11 protein-coding genes and 1 pseudogene are annotated in these 23,354 nt (G+C 47.9%); 10 read left to right on the forward strand and 2 right to left on the reverse strand.

What is annotated here, in order from left to right:
* On the forward strand, positions 1-280 hold a 280-nt coding region (locus GVK32_RS26220; protein ID WP_200842946.1), incomplete at its 5' end, for a carbohydrate porin.
* Between the two features lie 341 nt (positions 281-621).
* Here the strand turns inward: GVK32_RS26220 and GVK32_RS26225 are convergent.
* Positions 622-911, reverse strand: a pseudogene (locus GVK32_RS26225) (Arm DNA-binding domain-containing protein).
* Between the two features lie 100 nt (positions 912-1,011).
* Between GVK32_RS26225 and GVK32_RS26230 the strand changes: the two are divergent.
* The 9 genes from GVK32_RS26230 (at position 1,012) to GVK32_RS26270 (ending at position 21,881) form a co-directional block, all read left to right on the forward strand.
* Positions 1,012-1,587: an inovirus-type Gp2 protein gene (locus GVK32_RS26230; RefSeq protein WP_159873621.1), complete on the forward strand. Its 576-nt coding sequence runs from the start codon at positions 1,012-1,014 to the stop codon at positions 1,585-1,587.
* 347 nt (positions 1,588-1,934) lie between these two features.
* A complete protein-coding gene (locus GVK32_RS26235) occupies positions 1,935-3,497 on the forward strand; it encodes an ATP-dependent endonuclease (RefSeq protein WP_159873623.1) in 1,563 nt (520 codons plus the stop codon).
* Positions 3,482-4,504 (forward strand): DNA helicase UvrD, encoded by a 1,023-nt coding sequence (locus GVK32_RS26240; RefSeq protein WP_087760082.1) that lies wholly within the window; start codon positions 3,482-3,484, stop codon positions 4,502-4,504. Before GVK32_RS26235 ends, GVK32_RS26240 begins: the two co-directional genes overlap by 16 nt.
* 145 nt (positions 4,505-4,649) lie before the next feature.
* The gene (gene hsdR / locus GVK32_RS26245; RefSeq protein WP_159873625.1) at positions 4,650-7,091 is read left to right on the forward strand and encodes an EcoAI/FtnUII family type I restriction enzme subunit R; all 2,442 of its coding nucleotides are present in this window, start codon (positions 4,650-4,652) and stop codon (positions 7,089-7,091) included.
* A 72-nt stretch (positions 7,092-7,163) separates the two neighbouring features.
* Positions 7,164-8,636, forward strand: coding sequence for an N-6 DNA methylase (locus GVK32_RS26250; protein ID WP_137360166.1), 1,473 nt, complete (start codon positions 7,164-7,166; stop codon positions 8,634-8,636).
* Positions 8,636-10,408 (forward strand): restriction endonuclease subunit S, encoded by a 1,773-nt coding sequence (locus tag GVK32_RS26255; RefSeq protein WP_159873627.1) that lies wholly within the window; start codon positions 8,636-8,638, stop codon positions 10,406-10,408. The genes GVK32_RS26250 and GVK32_RS26255 overlap by 1 nt, the downstream gene beginning before the upstream one ends.
* 10 nt (positions 10,409-10,418) lie before the next feature.
* Positions 10,419-11,519 (forward strand): nuclease, encoded by a 1,101-nt coding sequence (locus GVK32_RS26260; protein ID WP_159873629.1) that lies wholly within the window; start codon positions 10,419-10,421, stop codon positions 11,517-11,519.
* Positions 11,520-11,715: 196 nt separating this feature from the next.
* The gene (locus GVK32_RS26265) at positions 11,716-19,224 is read left to right on the forward strand and encodes a sacsin N-terminal ATP-binding-like domain-containing protein (RefSeq protein ID WP_159873631.1); all 7,509 of its coding nucleotides are present in this window, start codon (positions 11,716-11,718) and stop codon (positions 19,222-19,224) included.
* Positions 19,221-21,881 (forward strand): DEAD/DEAH box helicase, encoded by a 2,661-nt coding sequence (locus GVK32_RS26270; RefSeq protein WP_159873633.1) that lies wholly within the window; start codon positions 19,221-19,223, stop codon positions 21,879-21,881. The genes GVK32_RS26265 and GVK32_RS26270 overlap by 4 nt, the downstream gene beginning before the upstream one ends.
* A 58-nt stretch (positions 21,882-21,939) precedes the next feature.
* Here GVK32_RS26270 and GVK32_RS26275 read toward each other — a convergent pair whose 3' ends face one another.
* Complete coding sequence (locus GVK32_RS26275; protein WP_159873653.1) at positions 21,940-23,130, reverse strand: tyrosine-type recombinase/integrase; 1,191 nt, start codon at positions 23,128-23,130, stop codon at positions 21,940-21,942.
* Between the last annotated feature and the right edge of the window lie 224 nt (positions 23,131-23,354).

A 23,354-nucleotide genomic window follows, 5' to 3' on the forward strand; every position in this document is an offset into this window, starting at 1 on the left:
GATTATCCGTCCGATGTATTTCTGGAACGACGTGCATTCAACCTGGCTGGAAGCCGGCTATCAGCGCGTTGACTACGATCAGGGTGGCGACAACAAGGGCTGGAAGCTGACGCTGTCGCAGAACATCGCTATCGGGATGGGGCCTGAGTTCCGGCCGATGCTGCGCTTCTACGTCACCGGCGGCCAGGTGGATAATAAACATACCGCTAAGGTCAACGGCACCAGCAGCGACCAGCTGGACTCGCTGAACGTCGGCGGCATGTTCGAGGCCTGGTTCTAAGTTAGTTTGAGTACCTTGTGTCAGGACCGGAGTGGGCTAGCTGCTTACGGCTGAGTGACCTGCAGGGATGAGAGTTCCTGTCGGTCACTGTCGGCTGCCGGAAGTGGGATGAGACTTCCTGAGTAATGTGCGAGTTTGCATAAAACCTCAGGAAGTTCTGCCGCTTTAAGGGCTGTAAGGAAGGGGTAACCGCCTGAGCGATCGACTTTAATACATTGGCAGTTACACAGAATTACTGACAGGCTCGTAATCAGCATAACCCTTTGAGCTGCGAGATACTTTTGCGCTGTAACATTCGAGTGCTATTGCTTCAAATGTGTTGGTAACCGAGCGCTTTTTGGCTAGCTGCGCGGCTTTTTGACCTTTCCGGGATCCTTATCGTTCGCCAATACCTTTCGTGCCTCATCTCGCTTAGTGCGAGCTTCTGCAAGTGATATGTCGGGATAGATCCCAATGGCAGCTTTTTCTCTTTCTCGGCATATCGATATTTTATGCGCCAGTACTTTGAACCGTTAGCATTGACCATGAGATAGAGCCCTCTACCATCTGAGAGCTTATAGGCAGTGTCTCTGGGCTTTGCAGTCTCGACCTGACGTGCATTTAAGGACAGTTTGGAGGGATCATTTTTCATTGAACAGGATAAGACCCCACTAAGGCCACCAAACGCTTATTGATTCACGTTGAAATGGGGGGATTACCGATCCTGCTATCGGTGATCAGGAGATAATGCTATGAAAAAACGCAACTGGACACCGGACTGGTTTTTGAAATCTGTCCTTGATATGCATATAACCGCGATGGTTAATCGCTATTCCTGTCTGAGGGTAATACGGCTGGATCTTTTTTATCAAAAAAATACCTTTAAATACCACCACCCGGATCATCGACAAATGGAGTCTGATGTCCGGCATCTAATGGGTGAAGTGATGAGTATGACCGCAGTGGTGGGTTATTTCTGGGTAATTGAATGGACCGAAGATCACCTTTTCCATGCGCATGTGGCTTTCTGGCTGGATGGTAATAAAACCCAGAAACCCTTTTTCTGGATGGAGAAGGTCGGAGAATACTGGCGTGCAATCACGGAAAATGACGGTTGTTACTATCGTTGTGAGCATAAGCCGAACTATGAGGCGGATATCAATATACCGGTCCGTTACAGCGATCCGGGAAGCATTTCTAACATGCGCGACGTACTGGAATACATGACCAAGATTGAACAGAAAAACGCGCTACTAATGTACGGATGCAACGAAGTACCCGAGCGTCCATTGACAGGACGCCCCCGGAGTAACAGTACCTTAATCTGATCGTTGTTCAGGCCGCATCACATTGTGCGGCAATCACAATGATGTATACCCAGTAATCCATTCACTCTATGACGTCTGCTTGGTCTTAAGGGACGGCTTACCCTGCTTACAGGGTTTTAGTCGATGGTCAATTTCTGTTCGTAGTAACAACCAACCATCGAAGCCTGGAGCACTAGAACATCCTCTAAACCTGAACTGACCATGTATTTTGGATACAGCTCTCAAAAAAACAAGAAAATCACTGGTAAGATCATGTTTCGGTGAGGTTTTTATCTTGATAATTGAAGTTTACAAAACTTCACTTTGTTGGAGATAATGTTAGATCGCTCATAAATAGGGACTTTAGCATGCCTGTAATTACTCGGTTGATACTGCAAAATTTTAAAAAATTTCCGCTCCTGGACCTGTTTTTCAATGCTGATCGAAACATATTCATCGGTGATAATGAATCGGGTAAAAGTAGCATCTTACTAGCCCTTGATTTGGTTTTGAGTGACAGTAGACATCGTGTTGAAACTCTGGGCGTTGAATCCCTTATCTCACAATCTGCGGTGGAGAATTTTCTGGCGGGTGAACGTCGGGCCGATCTGCTACCAGTACTTATCGCTGACGTCTTTCTTCATCAAGGTAACAATCCTGATCTCAATGGCCGACAGAATCTGGCTGGCATAGATGCCGATGGCCTCAGAATGCGAATTGCACCGATGCTTGACGAATATGGCGAGGACATTCGACAAGTTTTGCAGCAGGATCCGACAAATTTCCCCTTCGAATACTACGCGGTTAAATTCACAACTTTTTCTGGAAGCCATTTTGCGAGCTTCAGGCGCTACCTGCGGCATCTGCTTCTTGAAAACGCACGTATCGATAGTGATCATGCTGCACTGGACTATACTCGCACAGTTTATGGTGTGAATGTGTCTGTCGCGGAACGGTACCGCCTTGAAAACAGTTATCGTCAACAGAAAAACCTCTTCTGTAACCAGCAATTGTCCGCTGTTAACAGCACGTTGGAAGATTATCAGTTTGGTATCCGTTCGGGAGCTAAATCGGGACTCGAAGCTAACCTTGATATTACTGAAGGTGGGATCTCTATCCGTAATAGGGGTAAAGGTCGGCAATGCTTTATCAAAACGGAGTTTGCCCTACGAAGGCATCAGCAACAGGGTGAGCTTCATTCATTATTGCTTGAGGAGCCGGAAAACCATCTTAGTCACGTGAGTATGAAAAAGCTGGTTAATCAGCTTGCCGCTGAGCAACAGAAACAACTTTTCATCGCAACACATAGCAGCCATATTTCATCCCGTCTTGATCTGCGTAAAGCAATCCTCTTTGGGGAATCCCGACCCGTTTTATTAAATGAGCTTTCAGATGAAACGGCAGCTTTCTTTATGAAAGCACCAGATAATAATGTTCTTGAATTTTCTCTGGCAAGACGAGTATTACTGGTAGAAGGTGATGCCGAATATATCCTAATCGAGTCTTTTTACCGTCAGCTCTTCAATGCCGCCCCTGAAGATGATGGTGTTCATATTATCGCTATTGGCGGTACTAGTTTCCGCCGTTATCTTGAACTGGCACTTTTACTGGGGAATCGAGTAGCTGCTTTACGAGACAACGATGGCAACTACCAACAGAATTGCTCCGAACGTTATGCTGATATTATCTGCGATCACATCAATGTTTTCGCCGATCACAACGATGAGCGATCAACGTTTGAAATCTGTCTGTATCAGGACAATATGGCGTTATGTGAGCTGCTGTTTGGGGAAGGCCGACGAACATTGACAGTGCAAGACTATATGCTGGCCAATAAGGCAGAAGCTGCATTTAAGCTGTTACAACATGATGGAGAAGAGCTCTGCGTTCCTGACTACATTCAGGAGGCTCTGGCATGGCTAAGAGGGTGATCTTTGCCGTTGCTGGCTCAGGTAAAACCACACTACTGATAGACAGACTCACGGTAAACAGTCGTACACTAATTCTGACGCATACCATCAATAACGAGACACATCTGCGATCCAAGATCATAAGTTTGTTTGGGTTTATGCCTGAAGGAATCCGTGTAATGACTTGGTTTGAATTTCTTCACGGTTTCTGTTTTCGCCCCTTTCTCCAGGAACATTTGGCTTCTCGAGGCCTGAGTTTTTCCCAGCCGCCACAGAGGATCCCACGCACTAATCGACTGCATTATCAGGATAATAGCGGCCGCATATATCATCGGCGGCTTGCTCAATTATTAATGGCTAGAGGTATGCTGCCGGATATATGCGATCGTCTTGAACGATATTACGACGAACTATTAGTCGATGAAGTGCAGGATTTTGCCGGAAACGATTTTAATTTCTTATTGGCTCTTTGCGAGGCAGAAATATCAGTCCTTTTTGCCGGTGATTTTTATCAGCATACCTATGATACGAGCAGGGATGGCAATGTTAACTCCACGCTTCACGACGATATTACCCGATATGAAGCCCGCTTCACTGCTGCTGGATTGGTGGTGGATCGTGAGACGCTTAGTAGAACGTGGCGTTGCTCAAGCACAATATGTGAATTTATTACTGAGAGACTGGATATCCGCATCGATGCACATGACTTTCGTGAAACATCTATTGACATCGTAACCGATACTGAGCGTGTGGCCACCTTACATTCAGACGATAGCGTCATTAAGCTTTTCTATAGTGAGCACCATCGTTATGGTTGTTACTCTCTAAATTGGGGAGCCAGTAAAGGACTGGATCACTTTCAGGACATATGCATTGTGATGGGAGCTACGCACTGGCGTCTTCTAAATAGATCGAATCTACAGACACTTCCACCTTCGTCGCGTAATAAACTTTATGTAGCTTGCTCCCGGGCTCGGGGAAACATTTATTTCGTTTCTGAAGCGAATTTCAGGAATTACAAAAAATGAAAAAATCTATGGTAGGGAAGCAACAGAAATTGTTCTGCCAGAACTTATCTTACCAGTAGCTACCCAAAACCTCGTTTCAGGTCATTACGTCAGGCACTATTCTGTGTAAAATCAGAGTCAACCCAATTTCGTGGAGTGCCCTGCTATGGCTGGCGTGAACAAAACGCACCTGACTGAAACAGACATCATTACTAAATTCATCCTTCCTGCGGTTAAGGATGCGGGCTGGGATGTGATGTCGCAGATTCGGCAGGAAGTGAAACTTCGCGATGGCAAGATTGTAGTCCGTGGCAAACTGGCGTCACGTATCAAAGTTAAGTCTGCCGATATCGTGCTGTACCACAAACCTAACTTGCCATTAGCAGTTATCGAAGCCAAGGCTAACAAGCACGCCATCAGTAAAGGGATGCAGCAGGGACTGGACTACGCAAGCCTGCTCGATGTTCCCTTTGTATTTGCCTCCAACGGTGATGGATTCATCTTCCACGATAAAACCAATCCGCAGCAGCTCGAATCCGAAATTGCCCTCAGTGACTTCCCAACACCTGAACAACTCTGGCAAAAATACTGTGCCTGGAAAGGGTTCACTCAGGAGCAGTTACCCGTTATCAGTCAGGACTATTTTGACGACGGTAGCGGGAAAGCTCCTCGTTACTATCAGATGCAGGCGATTAACCGAACGGTGGATGCCGTATCGGCAGGTAAGAACCGTATTCTGCTGGTCATGGCCACGGGTACGGGCAAAACGTATACCGCGTTCCAGATAATCTGGCGGCTGTGGAAAGCCAAAAACAAAAAACGCATCCTCTTCCTCGCGGACCGCAATATTCTGGTCGATCAAACTAAAAATAACGATTTTCAACCTTTCGGCACTGCGATGACTAAAGTCACCGGGCGTACCATCGACCCGGCCTATGAGGTGCATCTGGCGCTGTATCAGGCCATTACCGGACCGGAAGAATACCAAAAAGCCTATAAACAGGTTGCCCCGGATTTCTTTGACCTGATTGTGATTGACGAATGCCACCGTGGCAGCGCGTCTGAAGATTCAGCCTGGCGAGAGATTCTGGAGTATTTCGGCAGTGCCACTCAGGTCGGTCTGACGGCAACGCCAAAAGAAACGGAAGACGTCTCCAATATCGATTACTTCGGTGAGCCGGTTTACACCTATTCGCTGAAAGAGGGTATTGAAGACGGTTTCCTCGCCCCTTACAAAGTCGTGCGCGTTGATATCGACGTTGATGTCCAGGGCTGGCGGCCCGTCAAAGGTCAACTGGATAAATACGGCGAAGAGATTGAGGACCGTATTTACAACCTGAAAGATTTTGATCGCACGCTGGTGATTGATGAGCGCACCATGCTGGTGGCGCAGACCATCACCGATTACCTGAAACGTACCAACCCGATGGATAAAACCATCGTTTTCTGCAACGACATCGATCACGCCGATCGAATGCGCCATGCGCTGGTGGTGCTCAACCCCGAGCAGGTGTTGAAGAACGAAAAGTACGTGATGAAAATCACCGGCGACGATGATATCGGCAAGGCGCAACTGGATAACTTTATCAATCCTAAAAAAGCCTACCCGGTTATCGCGACAACGTCAGAATTGATGACCACTGGCGTTGATGCGCAGACCTGCAAGCTGGTGGTATTAGATCAAAACATTCAGTCGATGACCAAGTTTAAACAGATCATTGGGCGCGGCACGCGCATCAACGAAAAACACGGCAAGCTGTGGTTCACTATTCTCGATTTCAAAAAAGCGACCGAGCTGTTTGCCGACCCACGCTTTGATGGCCTGCCAGAAAAGGTGCTGGTGGTAAAACCCGGTGATATTTCTGACAAAGATTCAGACTTCAATGAACAACTGGATGCGGAAAATAACGCTGATGGCGGTGATAATGACGCCAGTGAAGCGCGAGAAGACGTCGCTGACTATCAGGTCAATCGTGACAAGCAAGCGGGCAACGGTGAGTTCCATGACGATGATGAAAACAAAGTCCGCAAATTCTATGTGAATGGCGTGGATGTAAAAGTGCTGGCTAAGCGCGTTCAGTATTACGATTCTGATGGCAAACTGGTGACTGAATCTTTCCAGGATTACACCCGCAAAACGATGCTCAAAGATAGCGAATACGCCTCACTGGATAGCTTCGTGCGCAAATGGCAGGATGCACCACGCAAACAGGTGATCATCGAAGAACTGGAGCAACTGGGGATTCTGTGGGACGTGCTGGCCGAAGAGGTGGGTAAAGATCTCGACCCGTTTGATTTGCTCTGCCATGTGGTGTACGGTCAGCCGCCGTTAACCCGGCAGGAACGCGTGGCCAATGTGCGTAAGCGCAATTACTTCACCAAATACGCCGAGCCAGCACAGCAGGTACTTAACACGTTGTTGGACAAATATGCCGACGAAGGCGTTCAGGAAATTGAGGATGTGCAGGTGCTGAAACTGAAGCCGTTCGATACGCTGGGTCGTCCAATAGAAATCATCAAAACCCGCTTTGGCGACAAGAAGGCGTATGAGCAAGCCGTCAACGAACTGGAGAACGAAATCTACCAGTTACCGCCGCGCTCAGCCTGATAACCTATAAATACATTGCCACTGGCCGCGTCTGCGACCGATGGCATCCTTTTTTAAGTATGGAAAGAAAACATGTCGATTAGCTCAGTCATTAAATCCCTTCAGGATATTATGCGTAAAGACGCCGGTGTGGACGGCGATGCCCAGCGTCTGGGACAGCTTTCATGGCTGCTGTTTTTAAAGATTTTTGATACCCAGGAAGAAGAGCTGGAACTGGAGCAGGATGACTACCAGTTCCCGATCCCACAGCGTTATTTATGGCGTAGCTGGGCGGCAAACAGCGAAGGCATTACCGGTGATGCGTTGCTGGAGTTTGTGAACGACGACCTGTTCCCGACGCTGAAAAACCTCACCGCGCCGATCGATAAGAACCCGCGTGGCTTTGTGGTCAAACAGGCGTTCAGCGATGCCTACAACTACATGAAAAACGGTACGCTGCTACGCCAGGTGATTAACAAGCTTAACGAAATCGACTTCAGCAGCAGCCAGGAACGCCATCTGTTTGGCGATATCTACGAGCAGATCCTGCGCGATCTGCAAAGTGCCGGAAATGCGGGCGAATTCTATACCCCACGTGCCGTGACGCGCTTTATGGTTAACCGCATCGACCCGAAGCTGGGTGAGTCGATTATGGATCCGGCGTGCGGCACCGGCGGCTTCCTCGCTTGCGCCTTCGACCATGTGAAAGACCATTACGTCAAAACGACTGAAGATCATAAAACCCTACAACAGCAGATCTATGGCGTAGAGAAAAAGCAACTTCCGCACCTGCTGTGTACGACCAATATGCTTTTACACGGCATCGAAGTACCGGTGCAAATCCGTCACGACAACACGCTGAATAAACCGCTCTCTTCCTGGGATGAGCAGGTCGATGTAATTGTTACCAACCCACCGTTTGGCGGCACAGAAGAAGACGGCATTGAGAAAAACTTCCCGGCAGAGATGCAGACCCGTGAAACAGCTGACTTGTTCCTGCAACTGATTATCGAAGTGCTGGCCGACAAAGGCCGCGCGGCGGTGGTATTACCGGACGGTACGCTGTTTGGTGAAGGTGTAAAAACCAAAATCAAAAAGCTGCTCACCGAAGAGTGCAACCTGCACACCATTGTGCGGTTACCGAACGGCGTGTTTAACCCGTACACCGGCATCAAAACCAACATTCTTTTCTTCACCAAAGGTCAGCCAACAAAGGATGTGTGGTTCTATGAGCATCCGTACCCGGACGGCGTGAAGAACTACAGCAAAACCAAACCGATGAAGTTTGAAGAGTTCCAGGCGGAAATCGACTGGTGGGGTAATGAAGCCGACGGTTTTGCCAGCCGCGAAGAGAACAATCAGGCGTGGAAAGTCAGCATCAAAGACATCATCGCCCGTAACTTCAACCTTGATATTAAGAACCCGTACCAGGGCGAAACCATCAGCCACGATCCGGATGAACTGCTGGCGCAGTACCAGAGGCAGCAGGCGGAAATCAGCGAACTGCGTAACCAGCTACGCGACATTCTCGGTGCCGCGCTGGCGGGTAACAAGGAGGCGAACTGATGACCGTTGAGAAGCTGATCACCGACCATATTGATATTTGGTCTTCTGCACTGCAAACCCGCTCCACGGCGGGACGCGGCAGTAACGGTAAAATCGACCTCTATGGCATTAAGAAACTGCGCGAGCTGATTCTGGAACTGGCGGTGCGCGGCAAACTGGTGCCGCAGGACCCGAATGATGAACCGGCGTCTGAGTTGTTGAAGCGTATTGCTGCCGAGAAAGCGGAGCTGGTGAAGCAGGGTAAAATTAAAAAGCAGAAGCCGCTGCCGGAGATTAGTGAGGATGAGAAGCCGTTTGAATTACCTGTGGGGTGGGAGTGGTCTTCAATTCAAAATCTATGTCTGCTTGAGAATGGTGATAGAAGCAAGAATTATCCTAATAAATCCACTCTTACTGAGACTGGTGTCCCATTCGTTAATGCGGGACATTTGTTGAATGGAAAAATAGATGAAAAAGAAATGACTTTTATTAAAGAAAGTCATTTTGAAACTTTGCGTTCAGGAAAATTTTTGCCCGGTGACATTTTGTTTTGCTTACGAGGTTCTCTGGGGAAATCTGCATTAGTCGAGAATATCTCTGGTGCAATTGCGTCTTCGTTAGTTATAGTGCGAGTCTATCCGCTGGTAAATAACAAGTATGTTCATTTTTATTTCGATAGTCCTATTTCTTATCAATTCATAAAAAAGTATGACAACGGTACTGCACAACCTAATCTTGCAGCAAATGATTTAGCTCGGTTTCTGATTCCTGTTCCACCAATTGACGAACAAATTAGAATTCTTGGCAAAATTGATAACTTAATGTCTCTCTGCGACAAACTGGAGCAGCAATCGCTAACCAGTCTGGACGCGCATCAGCAACTGGTGGAAACTCTGCTGGCAACGCTGACCGACAGTCAAAATGCCGAAGAACTCGCCGAAAACTGGGCGCGAATCAGCCAGCATTTCGACACACTGTTTACCACCGAATCGAGCATCGATGCGCTTAAGCAAACCATTCTGCAACTGGCGGTTATGGGTAAACTGGTGCCGCAAGATCCTAACGACGAACCGGCTTCCGAATTGCTTAAACGTATTGAGGAGGAAAAAGCGCAACTGGTGAAAGAAGGAAAAATCAAAAAACAAAAGCCGTTGCCCCCAGTGAGTGATGAGGAAAAACCGTTTGAGTTGCCACAGGGGTGGGAATGGTGTCGTATCGGTGATTGTAGTTTGTCTACCGAATATGGAATATCTCATAAAACATCTAAATCTTCGCAAGGAGTACCCGTTTTAAAGATGGGGGATATTCAAAACGGGGAGGTAAAGTTAGGTGGGCAACAAGTTATAGATTCTGATATTGAAGAATTACCATATTTGTATTTGGAACATAGAGATATTTTATATAATCGAACAAACAGTGCAGAGCTTGTTGGAAAGGCTGGCATCTACTTAGGTAAGGATAATACTTACACTTATGCCTCTTATTTAATTAGAATTCGCACGGATAAAAATGGAAGCATGCCAGAATTTATCAATTTGAATATGCAGGCACCATTTTTTAGACTTACTCAAATAAATCCATATGTTAAGCAGCAATGTGGGCAAGCTAACGTTAATGGCACAATAATGAAAAATATGCTTGTAGCTATTCCTCCGTTCGCTGAACAGAAGAGAATACTGCTTAAAGTCGTGCAACTTAGTGATATTTGCAGCCATCTCAAATCCCGCCTGCAATCTGCCCAGCAAACCCAGCTCCGCCTGGCAGATGCCCTTACCGACGCAGCATTAAACTAAGGATCAGACGATGCCGGTACATCATGCAATCTGGCGGATAGGGGAGAACCCTCAGCCGCTAACCATCAGCAAACTCGCCAGCGAGCAACTGCTGGAGAAGATGATTTTAAACGATCCCACTATCCTCTCCGATCAGTGGATGATCATCGGTCATCAGGAAAATACGCTCGATAAAGGGCGTATTGACCTGCTGGCGATTGCGCCGGATGCGTCGCTGATCCTGATTGAACTGAAACGCGACCGCACGCCGCGTGAAGTCGTTGCCCAAGCGCTGGATTACGCCTCCTGGGTGGATGACTTAACCGCCGATCGCCTGTCGCAGATTTATGAAAAATTCTCTGGCGGCGGTAATCTGGGTGATGCGTTTAGACAGCGCTTTAATACTGAGCTGGAAGAAGAGTCGCTCAATCAGTCGCATCAAATCATTATCGTGGCGGCGGAGCTGGATCCTTCCACCGAACGCATCGTCGACTATCTGAGTAAGAACGGCATCTCAATTAACGTTCTGTTCTTTAAAGTATTCCAGCATGGTGATGAACAGTTCTTAAGCCGCGCCTGGCTTATCGATCCGAGCGAAACGCAAACCAATGCCGCACAGGCCACTGCCACCAGCGCCAGTGCGAAAGAACCCTGGAACGGTGAGTTTTATGTCTCGTTTGGCGATTCAAACAGTCGCGTCTGGGAAGAGGCGCGCCGCTACGGGTTTATCAGCGCGGGGGGCGGGAGTTGGTACAGTCAGACCTTAAAACAGCTTCAGCCTGGCAACCGCGTCTGGGTGAAAATACCGGCAACGGGTTACGTCGGCGTCGGTATTGTACAGAGCGGCGTTGAGCCTGCCGGCAGCTTCACCATCAACACTGACGACGGTGAAAAGCGGGCGATGGATGTGCTTAAGTACAGCGATCGCTATCACCTGAATGCGGATGACCCCGACAAGTCCGAGTATTTTGTCCCCGTGAAATGGCTGGAAACCCGCAGTGAGCAAGAGGCGGTGAACGAGGTCGGATTCTTCGGCAATCAAAACACAGTGTGTAAGCCCACAACGCCGAAATGGCGTCACACCGTCGAAAAATTAAAACTCTATTTTAAAAACTGGGATGGTCAAGTGTAAAATCCCATCCTGACAAAAGGCCTTTTCAGGCCTTTTGTCATTTCTTCCCGTTAGAACCTTATCGAGACGCGCAAGGGAGAGTCGCGCCCACCTGATTTTACGCTAGCGCTCTGCTAGTGACAGCCAGCTCGCAGGGAGTGAGTTGACCGTGTTTAACGCCTAACCGAGGGGCGTAAACTGCACACAGAGGTTAATGATGGCTAAAGCGCACTCCACGCCGCTCAACGACATTGCGACTATCGCGACGAATTTAAAAGACCGTTATAAAAACGGCTTCCCTGTTCTGAAAGAAATTGTGCAAAACGCAGATGATGCACAGGCGTCATCATTAATCTTTGGCTGGAGCCCAGGCATTGCCGGGGCAGATCACCCCTTATTGGGTGACCCTGCGCTTTTCTTTATCAATAATGCGCCTCTGACACTCGACGATGTAGAGGGGATCCTCTCCATCGGCATTGGCACCAAACCGGGCGACGAAAATGCGGTGGGGAAATTTGGCCTTGGAATGAAAAGCCTGTTCCATCTCGGAGAAGTGTTCTTTTATCAGGCTTTTGACTGGCATACCGCATCGGCCAAGTCCGACGTTTTTAACCCCTGGGACAGTTACAGACCAGCCTGGGCCGAAGTGAGCCAGCAGGATAAAGTTCGTCTTGAGGATGAAGTCCGCGCAATTACCCAAAATGAGTGCGATGGTTATTTCGTTGTCTGGGTTCCGCTGCGTTCAGAGAGTATCTATCAGGCTCGCCAGGATGATGAAAACTTTATTATTGTCGGCGAAGACTATCGTCATGAAGTGCCTGATTTTATTTCCGACCCGGGACTCGGGGATAAGCTCGCCAGCCTGTTACCGCTGATGAAAACCTTGCAGGACATTGAGCTGGTCGTGAAAACAGGGCAGGGGTATCAGCGTCAAATACATATCTCGCTGCCTGAAAAGGCAACTCGCCCACAATTTACCAGGCTTAATGGTGCTGGGGAATGGCAAGGCCACATTACCGTTCAGCGTGCTGGATTGCCGGACCCTCAGCAAAAATTCTACGTCGGGCACGAGGTTTTGCTGGATACGCCTGAGTTTTCTGCTCTGAAATCACAACGCACCTGGCCATTCAGTTATTCACGAGAAGGTAAGAAGACCGCCGATAAAGCGCTGCCTCATGCTGCGGTAGTGATGTTGGCGGAAAAAGTGCCTGAAGGAGAGGCAACGCTGACGGTAGAATGGGCGGTGTTTTTACCTCTGGGTGAGCAGGACACCGCACAGCATGCGCAGAAACAGACATTCTCTCTTTCTGGTCAGTACTCGTATCAAATTATTCTACACGGCTACTTTTTCATCGATGCCGGGCGAGTGGGTATCCAGGGGTTGGCTACACTCACCAGCCCCACGCCGTTATTCAATGCCCCGGATTCTCCTGCTCAGGAACAACTGGTTCAGGAATGGAACCGTTGTCTTGCCACTCAGGGGACATTGCCGTTATTACCGAAAACGCTTGCTTCTCTGATGTCGCTTATTCACGCCGGGGATGCGGAAAAAGCGGCAATTTCGGATGGCGTGCGTAGAGCTTTACGCAACAATAATGCCTGGCTCCACTGGGTTACGTTGTACCATCTGTGGGTATGTGAACTCACGCGGGATGGACGTCAGTGGTGTTTAGTTGATGCGAACACTCCCGTTCGTCTATTGCCTACCACACCTTCAGGTGAAGCGCATCGCCCCTGGGAAGTGCTGCCCGCTCTGGAAAGCTTGGGTATAACGCACAGATTCATCGATGAAACGCAGCAGAATATCTACAACGAATTTAAAAGTAAGTGGCAGTTGTCTGAGATTCAGGCGTTGCTACAGGCCATACCGTCAATGGTGTTTACGGCACCAAAGCTCACGAACTATCTCAACCAACTGCTGAAAACGTTGCCGATTCAATCAGACAGCTTTGTGCCTGACCTAATTGCATTGCTCAGGAAAACGTTTTTTAACGTGCCGCTGGTGGAGCTCTCACGTAACCAGACTGCGATCGGTGAGTTGATGGCGCTTATTCGCCCGACCTGGCGTTACAGGATTGCCATTGATCGTCAGGAGCAAGCCCTGTGGGAAGCGCTTGGACGTACTGCTATGGATACGCTGCTGGTGCCCGCTTTTCTCGATAACAGTAAAGAGCCCGCCAGTGCTTCTTTGAACTGGGAGACGGTTGGCAGCCTGCTACAGGCAATGCAGGCGCAGGCTTCTGCCAGCGATGACTTTGAAAAACTGGTGCAGAATTTTATCGACAAACTCTCAGTTCCCGATCAACAGGAATTGTACCGCCGGTTTGATACGTTGAAGATCTTTAAGGTTTCACAACCAACAGGGAAACCTTACCTGGAGACGCGCCGTCACTTGCTTGAACTAAAACAAAAGCGAAGGATCTTCAAACTTGGCGGGAGCGCCAACTTTGGTATGGGTTTAAGTGCATTGTTGCAGCAGGCGCTGTTTGAAAAAGAAATCGTACTGATCGCTAATAAAACTAACCAGACCCTTTTTGGTGGTTCTGAATATTCTGAAGCACAGGAGTGTGACAGCGCAGGCGTGGTCCATTTGCTTGAGCTTCATCCTCGCCTGGATTTTCCGGCAAAACGCATTGACCTGCTCAATAAAATGGCTGCCGATGGGGACAAATTTGGCCCCAGAGAGCGGCTTGCGTATCGCTATCTGATGCACGGTAATTCGGATGATACTGGTGAAGCTGAATTGTGGAAGGCGGGTAAAGCGCATCCCGTATGGGCAAAAATTCTTTCTGATGCCGATTCGCAGCAGGTTAAGTGGACTATTATTTCGCCAGAAATAGAGCAGAATCTTGGGCTGACTCCCGGATTCGAGAAGGCGCTAAGGCTTGATAGTGTTACGCCGGATCATGTGATCCACCGCTTCAAAGAAAGCCTTGAATATCTGGAGTTTGATGACTTATCTGCAGAATATGCGGAAGAAGTTCTGATGCACATTGGTCGTTCTATGGGCGAAACAATGTGGCGGCAGATGGCACTTCATCGTAGGGAAGGCAAAGACGGGTATATATCCCTTGATGAGCGTTGTTTCTTGCGTGGGGGGCGCATTGAACTGCCCACTGAATTGAATGACAACGTGACGTTCATCCAATCCGCCAGTCAGCCGGAAGTGCAGGAGCAGCAGCGCAAATATCTGCCAATGGTGAACGCTGAACATGCGGTCATGCTGGCTTTATCCGAGCCGAACCCGGAACAATACTGCGATTTTATCCTGCAATTGTTAATGCAGCCGATGAATGACTTGTCTTCAGAGAGAGCATTCAGCAACCTGCGCAGCCAAAAATGGCTTTTGCACCGTGATGTCGCGATAGCACCAGAAAATATTCTGAATATCAGTGCGGCAGACTATCCGGAGATAGCGAAGCTGACAGAAGCGACGCAGCTCATCGCTCTGCTTGAGGATATTGTTCTACCAGATGATGCTAACCGTGCGCTGAGTCCATTGGTCGTGCGAGGTAAAGCTGCGTTTTACAAAGCGCTCACTGTGGCAGGTACACTTCCCCTTTATGCTATCGGCAACAGCTTACGTCTCACTGATACGATTATTCTTCAAGCCAGTGACAGGTCTTACGCGTTTGATAACTTTGAGGGCTGGCGGCTTTTAATTGAGTGCCTCAAAGGCGCCGAGTCGCTTGAGGGAAATGAGGCCATCAATGCGCTGAGTTTTGCGCATCCGGTTACAGATAAGATAGTTTCCAGCTACCGACGTCTCGTCGACAGCATGAATCCAACCCAAAGCGGCGAATTGCGTAAAGCACTGTTGAGCTCGCTGTGTCATACCCATTCAGACCCTGCCAGTGTACTGCGTTCAATGCTGCTCAGGACGGCAGCGGATACCTGGGCGTTAGCCACCGATCTCTGTTATGGCGTAACGGGCGCAGAACGTAGTGCTGTTCTACATGATGACGACTGGGCGTATTTGTTCCCTTGGCTGCAGGCTAATGACTTGTCGGTAGACAGAACTGAATCTGAAGGGCATCTCACTCATGTGGAGCATTCAGCAAATGTCTTAAGGGACTACTTTGCTCCGTGGGAACGCTGGGTTCCACGTAAGGCAATCGCTGCGCTGCTGGCCTTACTGGCTGGGAATCGTAAGGTTCGTACGCTGTGTGAGAACTATCTGGGACTGCAAAGTTATGCCCTGTTCGTGAATGAACTGTCGCATGACAGCAAACCCTTAACCAACCATGACGCTCATTTTGCAGGGTTAACGCTCTTACAGTGCATTGAGAAATATGCCTTTGCCGTGAAGGTTTACGAAGAAAACACGTTGCAGGTTCATTCACTGTTCCAGGAACGTTTGACCGTGGCGCTGGCAACTGACCTGGATACGATCTTTGTTGGTCAGCACGGCTACGCTTTTTATACCGGTCAGGCACCGCAAATCTTCATTCGCCGATTTTCCCCAGACCAGTACACGCCTCAGCAACTTTTGGCGATTCTGAAACGCAGCACCAGTTGGCTGCAGGAAGGTATTTATCTGCAGAGGGCAAGACTGGACACCCTCTGGCAATCCTTTGAGCAGGCCGAACAGCTGGACGTGAATATCGCGCGCGTCACTATCCTGAACAGCATTGTGGAGCGCCTCAAAACGCTGGGCCTTAAAAACTCTCAGCTTAACGTTTTAATGAGATCCTATGAGAGTGAGCTTCACTCTCTTGCTGAAAAGAGTGACGGTAAGTCGCTCCACAGTCCGAGGCTCACTGAAATTGTCTATGAGATTGCTAATGCCATCCGGGATCGACCTGAAATGCAGGCTGAAATATTAACGGCGGTTAGAAAACGCATTGAAGATGCACAGTATCAGCCATCAAGTGTTCCTTTTGAACTGTTCCAGAATGCCGATGATGCGGTAGAAGAGTTGTTTACGCTGGATAGTGATGCCCGTAATGAGCGCGAGCACCAGAAATTTATGGTGAAAGAGCAAAATGACGGATTATCCTTCTTCAACTGGGGGCGCGAAATCAACCGCTTCCAAAGTGTGAAGAATGAGCAAGTCGAAAACATACATGATGGTTATAAAAACGATCTGAAAAAAATGCTGGCGCTTTACCAGTCGGATAAAGAGCAGGGGGTTACCGGCAAGTTTGGCCTCGGCTTCAAAAGCTGTCTGCTGGTGTCCGATAACCCTTACCTATTGTCGGGGCGGCTGGCGACTAAAATAGCGGGTGGAATTGTGCCCGAGTCCTGTGATGCTGAAAGCTATAAACAACTAAATCAACTCACTGAAAGTGCCGCGACAAATGGCCTGTCACCTACTCTTGTGTATTTGCCACTGCGCCAGCATATGCAAGCGGAAATGGTGTTAAAAGATTTTACTCTGTATGCAGGTTTGCTAAGTCTTTATGCACGTAACTTGCGCCAGATTGTCATTGATGAGCATGAATGGCGCTGGGAGCCTGCTCAGTATGCACGTATTCCTGGTCTGTCATTGGGCAAGGTTATGCTGCCGAACAGCAAGGGTGTTCAGTCATCAGTGCGAGTGGCGGTTTATCAGACCGAAATCGATGATGAACGCTGTCATCTAGTTTTCCAGGTCACGCGCAGGGGTTTGAGAGGTTTTGACACTCATATTCCGCGATTGTGGAATTTGTCTCCGTTGATGAGTGATACCCGGCAGGGATTTTTGATTAACGCTGGATTTGAGGTTGATATTGGTCGGCGCCAGTTGGCTATTGAAGCTGAACGTAACCGGGGCATCATTCAGAAAGCGGGAGCGAAAGTTCATTCTCTGCTGGAATTGCTCTGGCGTGAAACTGAGCATAACTGGGAGGTGCTAGTTGCTGAGTGGGAACTAAGCCCAGAATTAACTCATAGTCAGTTCTGGGAAAGCATCTGGGACGTAATGTCTACAGGCATCAGTAACGACGCTACCGCGATGGAAAATGAAAAGTTGCTACAGCAACTTTACGAAAGCGAAAACGGCATCATGAGCTTCTATCGCTCATATCCCGCGCTGCCCAACGGATTTAAAGAGCAGGCTACCGGGCTGATAAAGTGGAGCGACAGAGTGCGTTGTGCGGATGAACTGGTTTCTCGTCTGGCGAGTTCACTGATTCATCTCCCTGCGTTTCAGGCATTGCACAGTGCACAGTGCCTGGTAGCAGACACGACGGGAGGCAAACTTAAAGTCGAAACTAAACTGTCGCTTGAATCGTTATTAAGCGCGTCATTGCCGGATAAACAGGGCGTTGATATCCAACATTTGGTTCCACGGGATGCTGAGAAGCTGGCAGTCGTATTTAACGAAGAGTTCGATAAGCGACTGGGTGAATTGACAGGCTGGCAGGATAAAATTGAGGCTTTCAGAAAACAGCTGGCGAACCTTCATGTGCAAACACAAGCAGGTTCCACACGTCCGATTAGCCAAATTTTGCTCGGTAACACTCCTTGTGCCGAAAAAAATGAACGGTTGATATCTGGGTTTGCACCTACCGATGCCATCATTTCATCATCATATTCTAAGCAGGCCTGTGAATTTATTGTTTATTGCAAACGCAGAAGTCAGGGATATGTTTTTGAGGATTTACTTGAATGGGCAGGTCGCAATGACCTGGCGGCTGATAATCAAAAGCAACAAGCATTTTGTCGTTTTCTGATTGAAGGTCTGGAAGGAGATAAACTGGCGGGTAAGCTAATGGAAGAAATACCTCCAGGCTGGTTACTTGAACTTAAACTGCGCCCAGGCGCGTTCCCGGCAGACTGGCACTGGAGCAATAATGACATTGCATCTCTCCTGCAGGGACGATTACTCACTAATAGCGACAGAACAAGGGCATGGGAGCGCGAGATTCGCGAGACACCGGAAGAATACGAACCGTTGGTGACACCAGGTGAGGCCGTGCAAAGAATACACAGCTGGTGGGAAGAGCACCAGCAGGAAGAGTTGGCGAAATATAATACCCGACTCTACCCAGAAGGTTGGTTTGACTGGGAGGCTTTGAGAAATGGCTCTGACGATCAGCGCTCACGCATGGCGTTATTGAAACTGCTTTATCTTGGTTCGTGCCAGACCATTGGCCGGACTCAGGAGGAGCAACACCGTGCCGCAATTGAGCATTTTGAAGACAAAGGCTGGTGGGAAACATTTATCAATCCAGATGCTGCGCAGCAGTGGTTAGATGTGATGGACGATTACCTTGAGGATTCTTTGTACGGAGATACGTATCGTATCTGGTTGCAGATACTTCCGTTGTATCGTTTTTCCAGACACTTAGATACCTATGGCGAACTGCTGAATATGTCGGAAGCGTTCCTTGAAAATATTAGTGATTTACTGCGACCGGCATCCAGTCCCAAGCTTTCGGGGACGGGTAGATGGACCCTGGCTCCTGAGTTACGTGCGACCTTGGGGACCGGAGTGAATTTCATCTTTCGTGAATTGGTGCGTAATAACGTGTTTACCGATTTCAGCATTCATCGATATTGTTTTTCTGCGCCGGAACGCGTCAGGCGTCTGTTACTGGCGATGGAATTCGACGAAATAGATGTTAGGCAATCCACAGCCAGTGATTCGCTTCTGTTGTGGACGTTTTTCAGCAAGCACCTCGGCGAGGAAAATGCGACCTTTAATCATTGTTTCGACATACCGCTGCGTATTTTAACCAGCGATGGAAAACGAGCGCTTCGCATTGAAATATTTGGACAGGATCCTCTGGACTACGTATGAAAATGACATTTCAGCAGGGCCAACAGGTACGACATGAACGCTTTGGGTTGGGGACGATTGAACTCCTGCGAGAAAACACCGCACTCATTCGTTTCGAGTCTAGTTTTGAAGAGCGTCCTCTTTCCGAACTGGAGCCAGTACGCAGCGCGCAGGATGCTTTAGCTGAAGGTAATTATGACGATCTGCGTGAAGTCCTTGCGCGCAGTCAGGCGCTTGCGATCCGCTCCATCAATGATAGTTGGGGGGTGTTCTCCACTTCACGTATCAACCTGCTGCCGCATCAGTTATGGGTATGTCACCGCGTGTTACGGCAATGGCCGGTACAAAAGCTGATTGCTGATGACGTAGGGTTGGGGAAAACCGTTGAGGCAGGGCTGATCCTTTGGCCGCTGCTGGCTAAAAAACGTGTGCAGCGTCTGTTGGTTTTAGCGCCTGCATCGTTAGTACCGCAGTGGCAGGAGCGTTTGCGGCAGATGTTTGATATTCGTTTGTCCCTCTACTCCGCGGAAATTGATACTGAGCGATCAGATTACTGGAATACGCACCCCTGGGTGGTCGCTTCATTGCCGACACTGCGAAAAGATATTAATGGCAGGCACGAGCGAATGCTCAAAGCAGACGACTGGGACTTGCTGATCATCGATGAAGCACATCACCTTAACTCGCTAGAAGATTCGGGGGCGACTCAGGGCTATCGATTTGTGCAGAAGCTTGTCGATCACGGTAAGTTCGCCTCGCGGCTTTTTTTCACAGCTACCCCGCATCGCGGGAAAAATTACGGCTTCTTTGCTCTGTTGAGGCTTTTACGTCCAGACTTATTTGACGTGAATAAGCCATTTGAAACTCAGCAGCATCATGTTCGGGATGTTGTGATTCGCAATAATAAGCAAACCGTCACGAATATGGACGGTGAGCATTTGTTCAAGACCGTCAACGTGACCTCACAGACCTATCATTTTTCTGAGGCTGAACAGTCATTCTATGACCGGCTCACACGATTTATTCTTTCAGGGCAGGCCTACGCTTCGTCGCTAAGCTCTGCAAACCAGCAGGCCGTGCAACTGGTGTTAACGGCAATGCAGAAACTGGCGGCAAGTTCGGTAGCGGCAATTTATGCCGCAATAAATGGGCGTATAGCCAGGCTCGGGGAAAATCAGAAAAAGCTGCAGGCGCTGAGTGATGAAATGAATGCCATCATGAGTGATTCTCAGGCCCCGGATCTCGATGATGCCTACATTGCGCTTGAAAGCGAATATGTTGAACTGTCTGCTTCGGTTCAACTTATGCAGAATGAGCTGCCCATGCTTGAAGAGCTGCAGGCGCTTGCGGGGAATGTGGAATCGGAAACGAAAATCCAGACCTTGCTTCATGTGCTGGAAACCACGTTTCTTAATCGCACCATCGTATTCTTTACTGAATATAAAGCGACACAGGCCCTGCTAATTAATACTCTGAATGCTCGCTTTGGCTATGGTTGCGTCAGCTTTATCAATGGCGAAGGACGCCTGGAAGGGATTTACAATAAACAGGGCGTCAAAACGTCATGGAGTATGGATCGCTACCATGCTGCGGAGCAATTTAAAAGCGGGCAGGTACGCTTTATTGTTTGTACTGAAGCCGGTGGTGAAGGTATTGATTTGCAGGACAACTGTTATTCCATGATTCATGTTGATCTGCCGTGGAATCCGATGCGTCTTCATCAGCGTGTAGGGCGACTCAACCGCTATGGTCAAAAACATCAGGTTGAAGTTATTACTTTACGCAACCCCGATACTGTAGAGTCCAGAATATGGGATTTGTTAAACAGCAAAATAACCACAGTCATGCGTTCTTTGGGCGACGCGATGGAGGAACCGGAAGATCTGTTGCAGCTTATTCTTGGGATGAGTGATAAAGGTTTTTTCAATTCACTTTTTGCTGATGGCCTGACACAAAAACCAGAAACTCTAAATACGTGGTTCGACTCCAGAGCAGGGACCTTCGGAGGTCAGTCGGCGGTCAGCGTAGTTAAGGGGCTCGTTGGTCATGCTGATAAATTCGAATATCAGAATTTACAGGAAGTCCCTAAGTTGGATCTAAATAACATGTATAGTTTTTTAGAAAATATGCTCAAATTGAATGGTCATCGTCTTGAGAATGAGGGAGGGACACTTTCTTTCGTTACACCGAAGGAGTGGATAACCCAGTTTGGGATTAAGAAAAAATATAATAATATGACGTTTGACAGAATATCTGAAGACAAGTCACTTGAAGTGCTTGGCGTTGGGCACGTTATTTTAAATAATGCGATCGTTCAGGCAGAGAAATTCAATGCGTCAACTGCGGTAGCTCGGGGAATTACTGCACCTTTGCTCATTTATATTATTCGCGATCAAATTACTGGCGACAGTAATGTACATTCATTCACCGTTGTAGGTGTATTACTGAATGACGAACCGAAAATTCTGGTGAACGACGACCTTGTCCATCAATTATCTGTTATTTATGAAGGCATGCCTAAAGGATCACCAGTTGTAAAACTTGATAGCACCTATCAAATTGATTCTACTAGTGATCTTAAAATTGCAGAGATATCATTAGAACAGGCAATTCCTTCGTTAAATTTGCCTTACGAAAAAGTCAGTTGGAATCACACAGCAACATTTATACCTCAATAAGTTATGTTATTATAGATACCAACTCCACCTTTAAATCAACGGTGGAGTTGGTTAATGATTATTCCTTATGGAGACGCATTTCACAATTTTGAATATAATCACCATACCACTGCATCATTTCCCTACGACCATCCAGATACTGGGCATGGTTATAAGTACCACGAATCGAGTTTTTATCTACATGCGCTAGCTGTGTTTCAATCCAGGCCGTGTTAAAACCTTGCTCATGAAGAATGGTACTCATAGTGTGGCGAAAACCATGGCCGGTAGCTCTTTTATCATATCCAATTCTCTTCAAAACCATGTTAACACTGGTTTCACTCATCGGTTTATTAACATCATTTCGTCCAGAGAAAATAAACTGATAGCTTCCAGTGAGTTGTTCCAGTTGCTGAAGGGCTTGCAAGGATTGGCTAGATAGCGGGACGAGATGCGTTCGCTTCATCTTCATCCTATTTTTAGGTATTTCCCACAGACTGTTTTCGAAGTCAATTTCGCACCATTCAGCCATTCGCAACTCTACTGTTCTTAATCCAGTTAGCATCAACAAACGAGTCGCGAGCAGAGTTATTAAACTACCTGAATAATTTGATAATTTCTGTAAAAATTCAGGTAATTCAGGCTCGGTCAGAAAGGGATAATGATGTTTTTCATATCCTTGCAATGCGCTGGCAAGATCTGCGGCTGGATTGTATTCAGCACGCCCCGTGACTATTGCGTATCGAAAGACTTCACTGCAGCGTTGGCGAACTTTACTGGCTAACTCTGGCGCGCCACGTTTTTCTATACGCTGAAGAACGGATAAAAGCTCTAGCGGCTTGATTTCGTTAACAGGCCTGGAACCTAAATGAGGGAAAACATTATTTTTGAATCCACGATTAACATAATCAGCATAGTTTTTTGACCATCCAGAGATTTTCGCGTTGTACCACTCTGTAGCTATTGCCTCAAAGGTATTTGTGATTGATTGTTTTTTGGCGAGTAGTTCTGCTTTTTTTACTTCACCTGGATCTTGATCGTTAGCCCGAATTCTCCTTGCGTCATCGCGCCTGGTTCGTGCATCAGCCAGAGAAATATCTGGGTATGTACCAAATGATAATTTTTTCTCTTTACCAGCAAATCTGTATTTCATCCGCCAGTATTTTGAACCGTTAGGGTTGACCTGGAGATACAGTCCACCACCGTCAGCGAGTTTATAGGCTTTGTCTCTGGGCTTTGCAGTCTCGACCTGACGTGCATTTAAGGACAGTTTGGAGGGATCATTTTTCATTGAACAGGATAAGACCCCACTAAGGCCACCAAACGCTTATTGATTCACGTTGAAATGGAGAGACATCGGTTGACTTCTCGTATCCAATATAGAGGGTTTTTCATTGATTGTAAGGGGATTTTATCGCATTCGGTAGGTATCAGGAGCGGTCGAAATGGTGTCCCCTGCATACATCTAATGTAAGGTGCAGGGGCCTGATATGA

The organism is Klebsiella sp. 18074 (assembly GCF_902705905.1).
In the GTDB taxonomy this organism is placed as follows: domain Bacteria; phylum Pseudomonadota; class Gammaproteobacteria; order Enterobacterales; family Enterobacteriaceae; genus Klebsiella; species Klebsiella terrigena.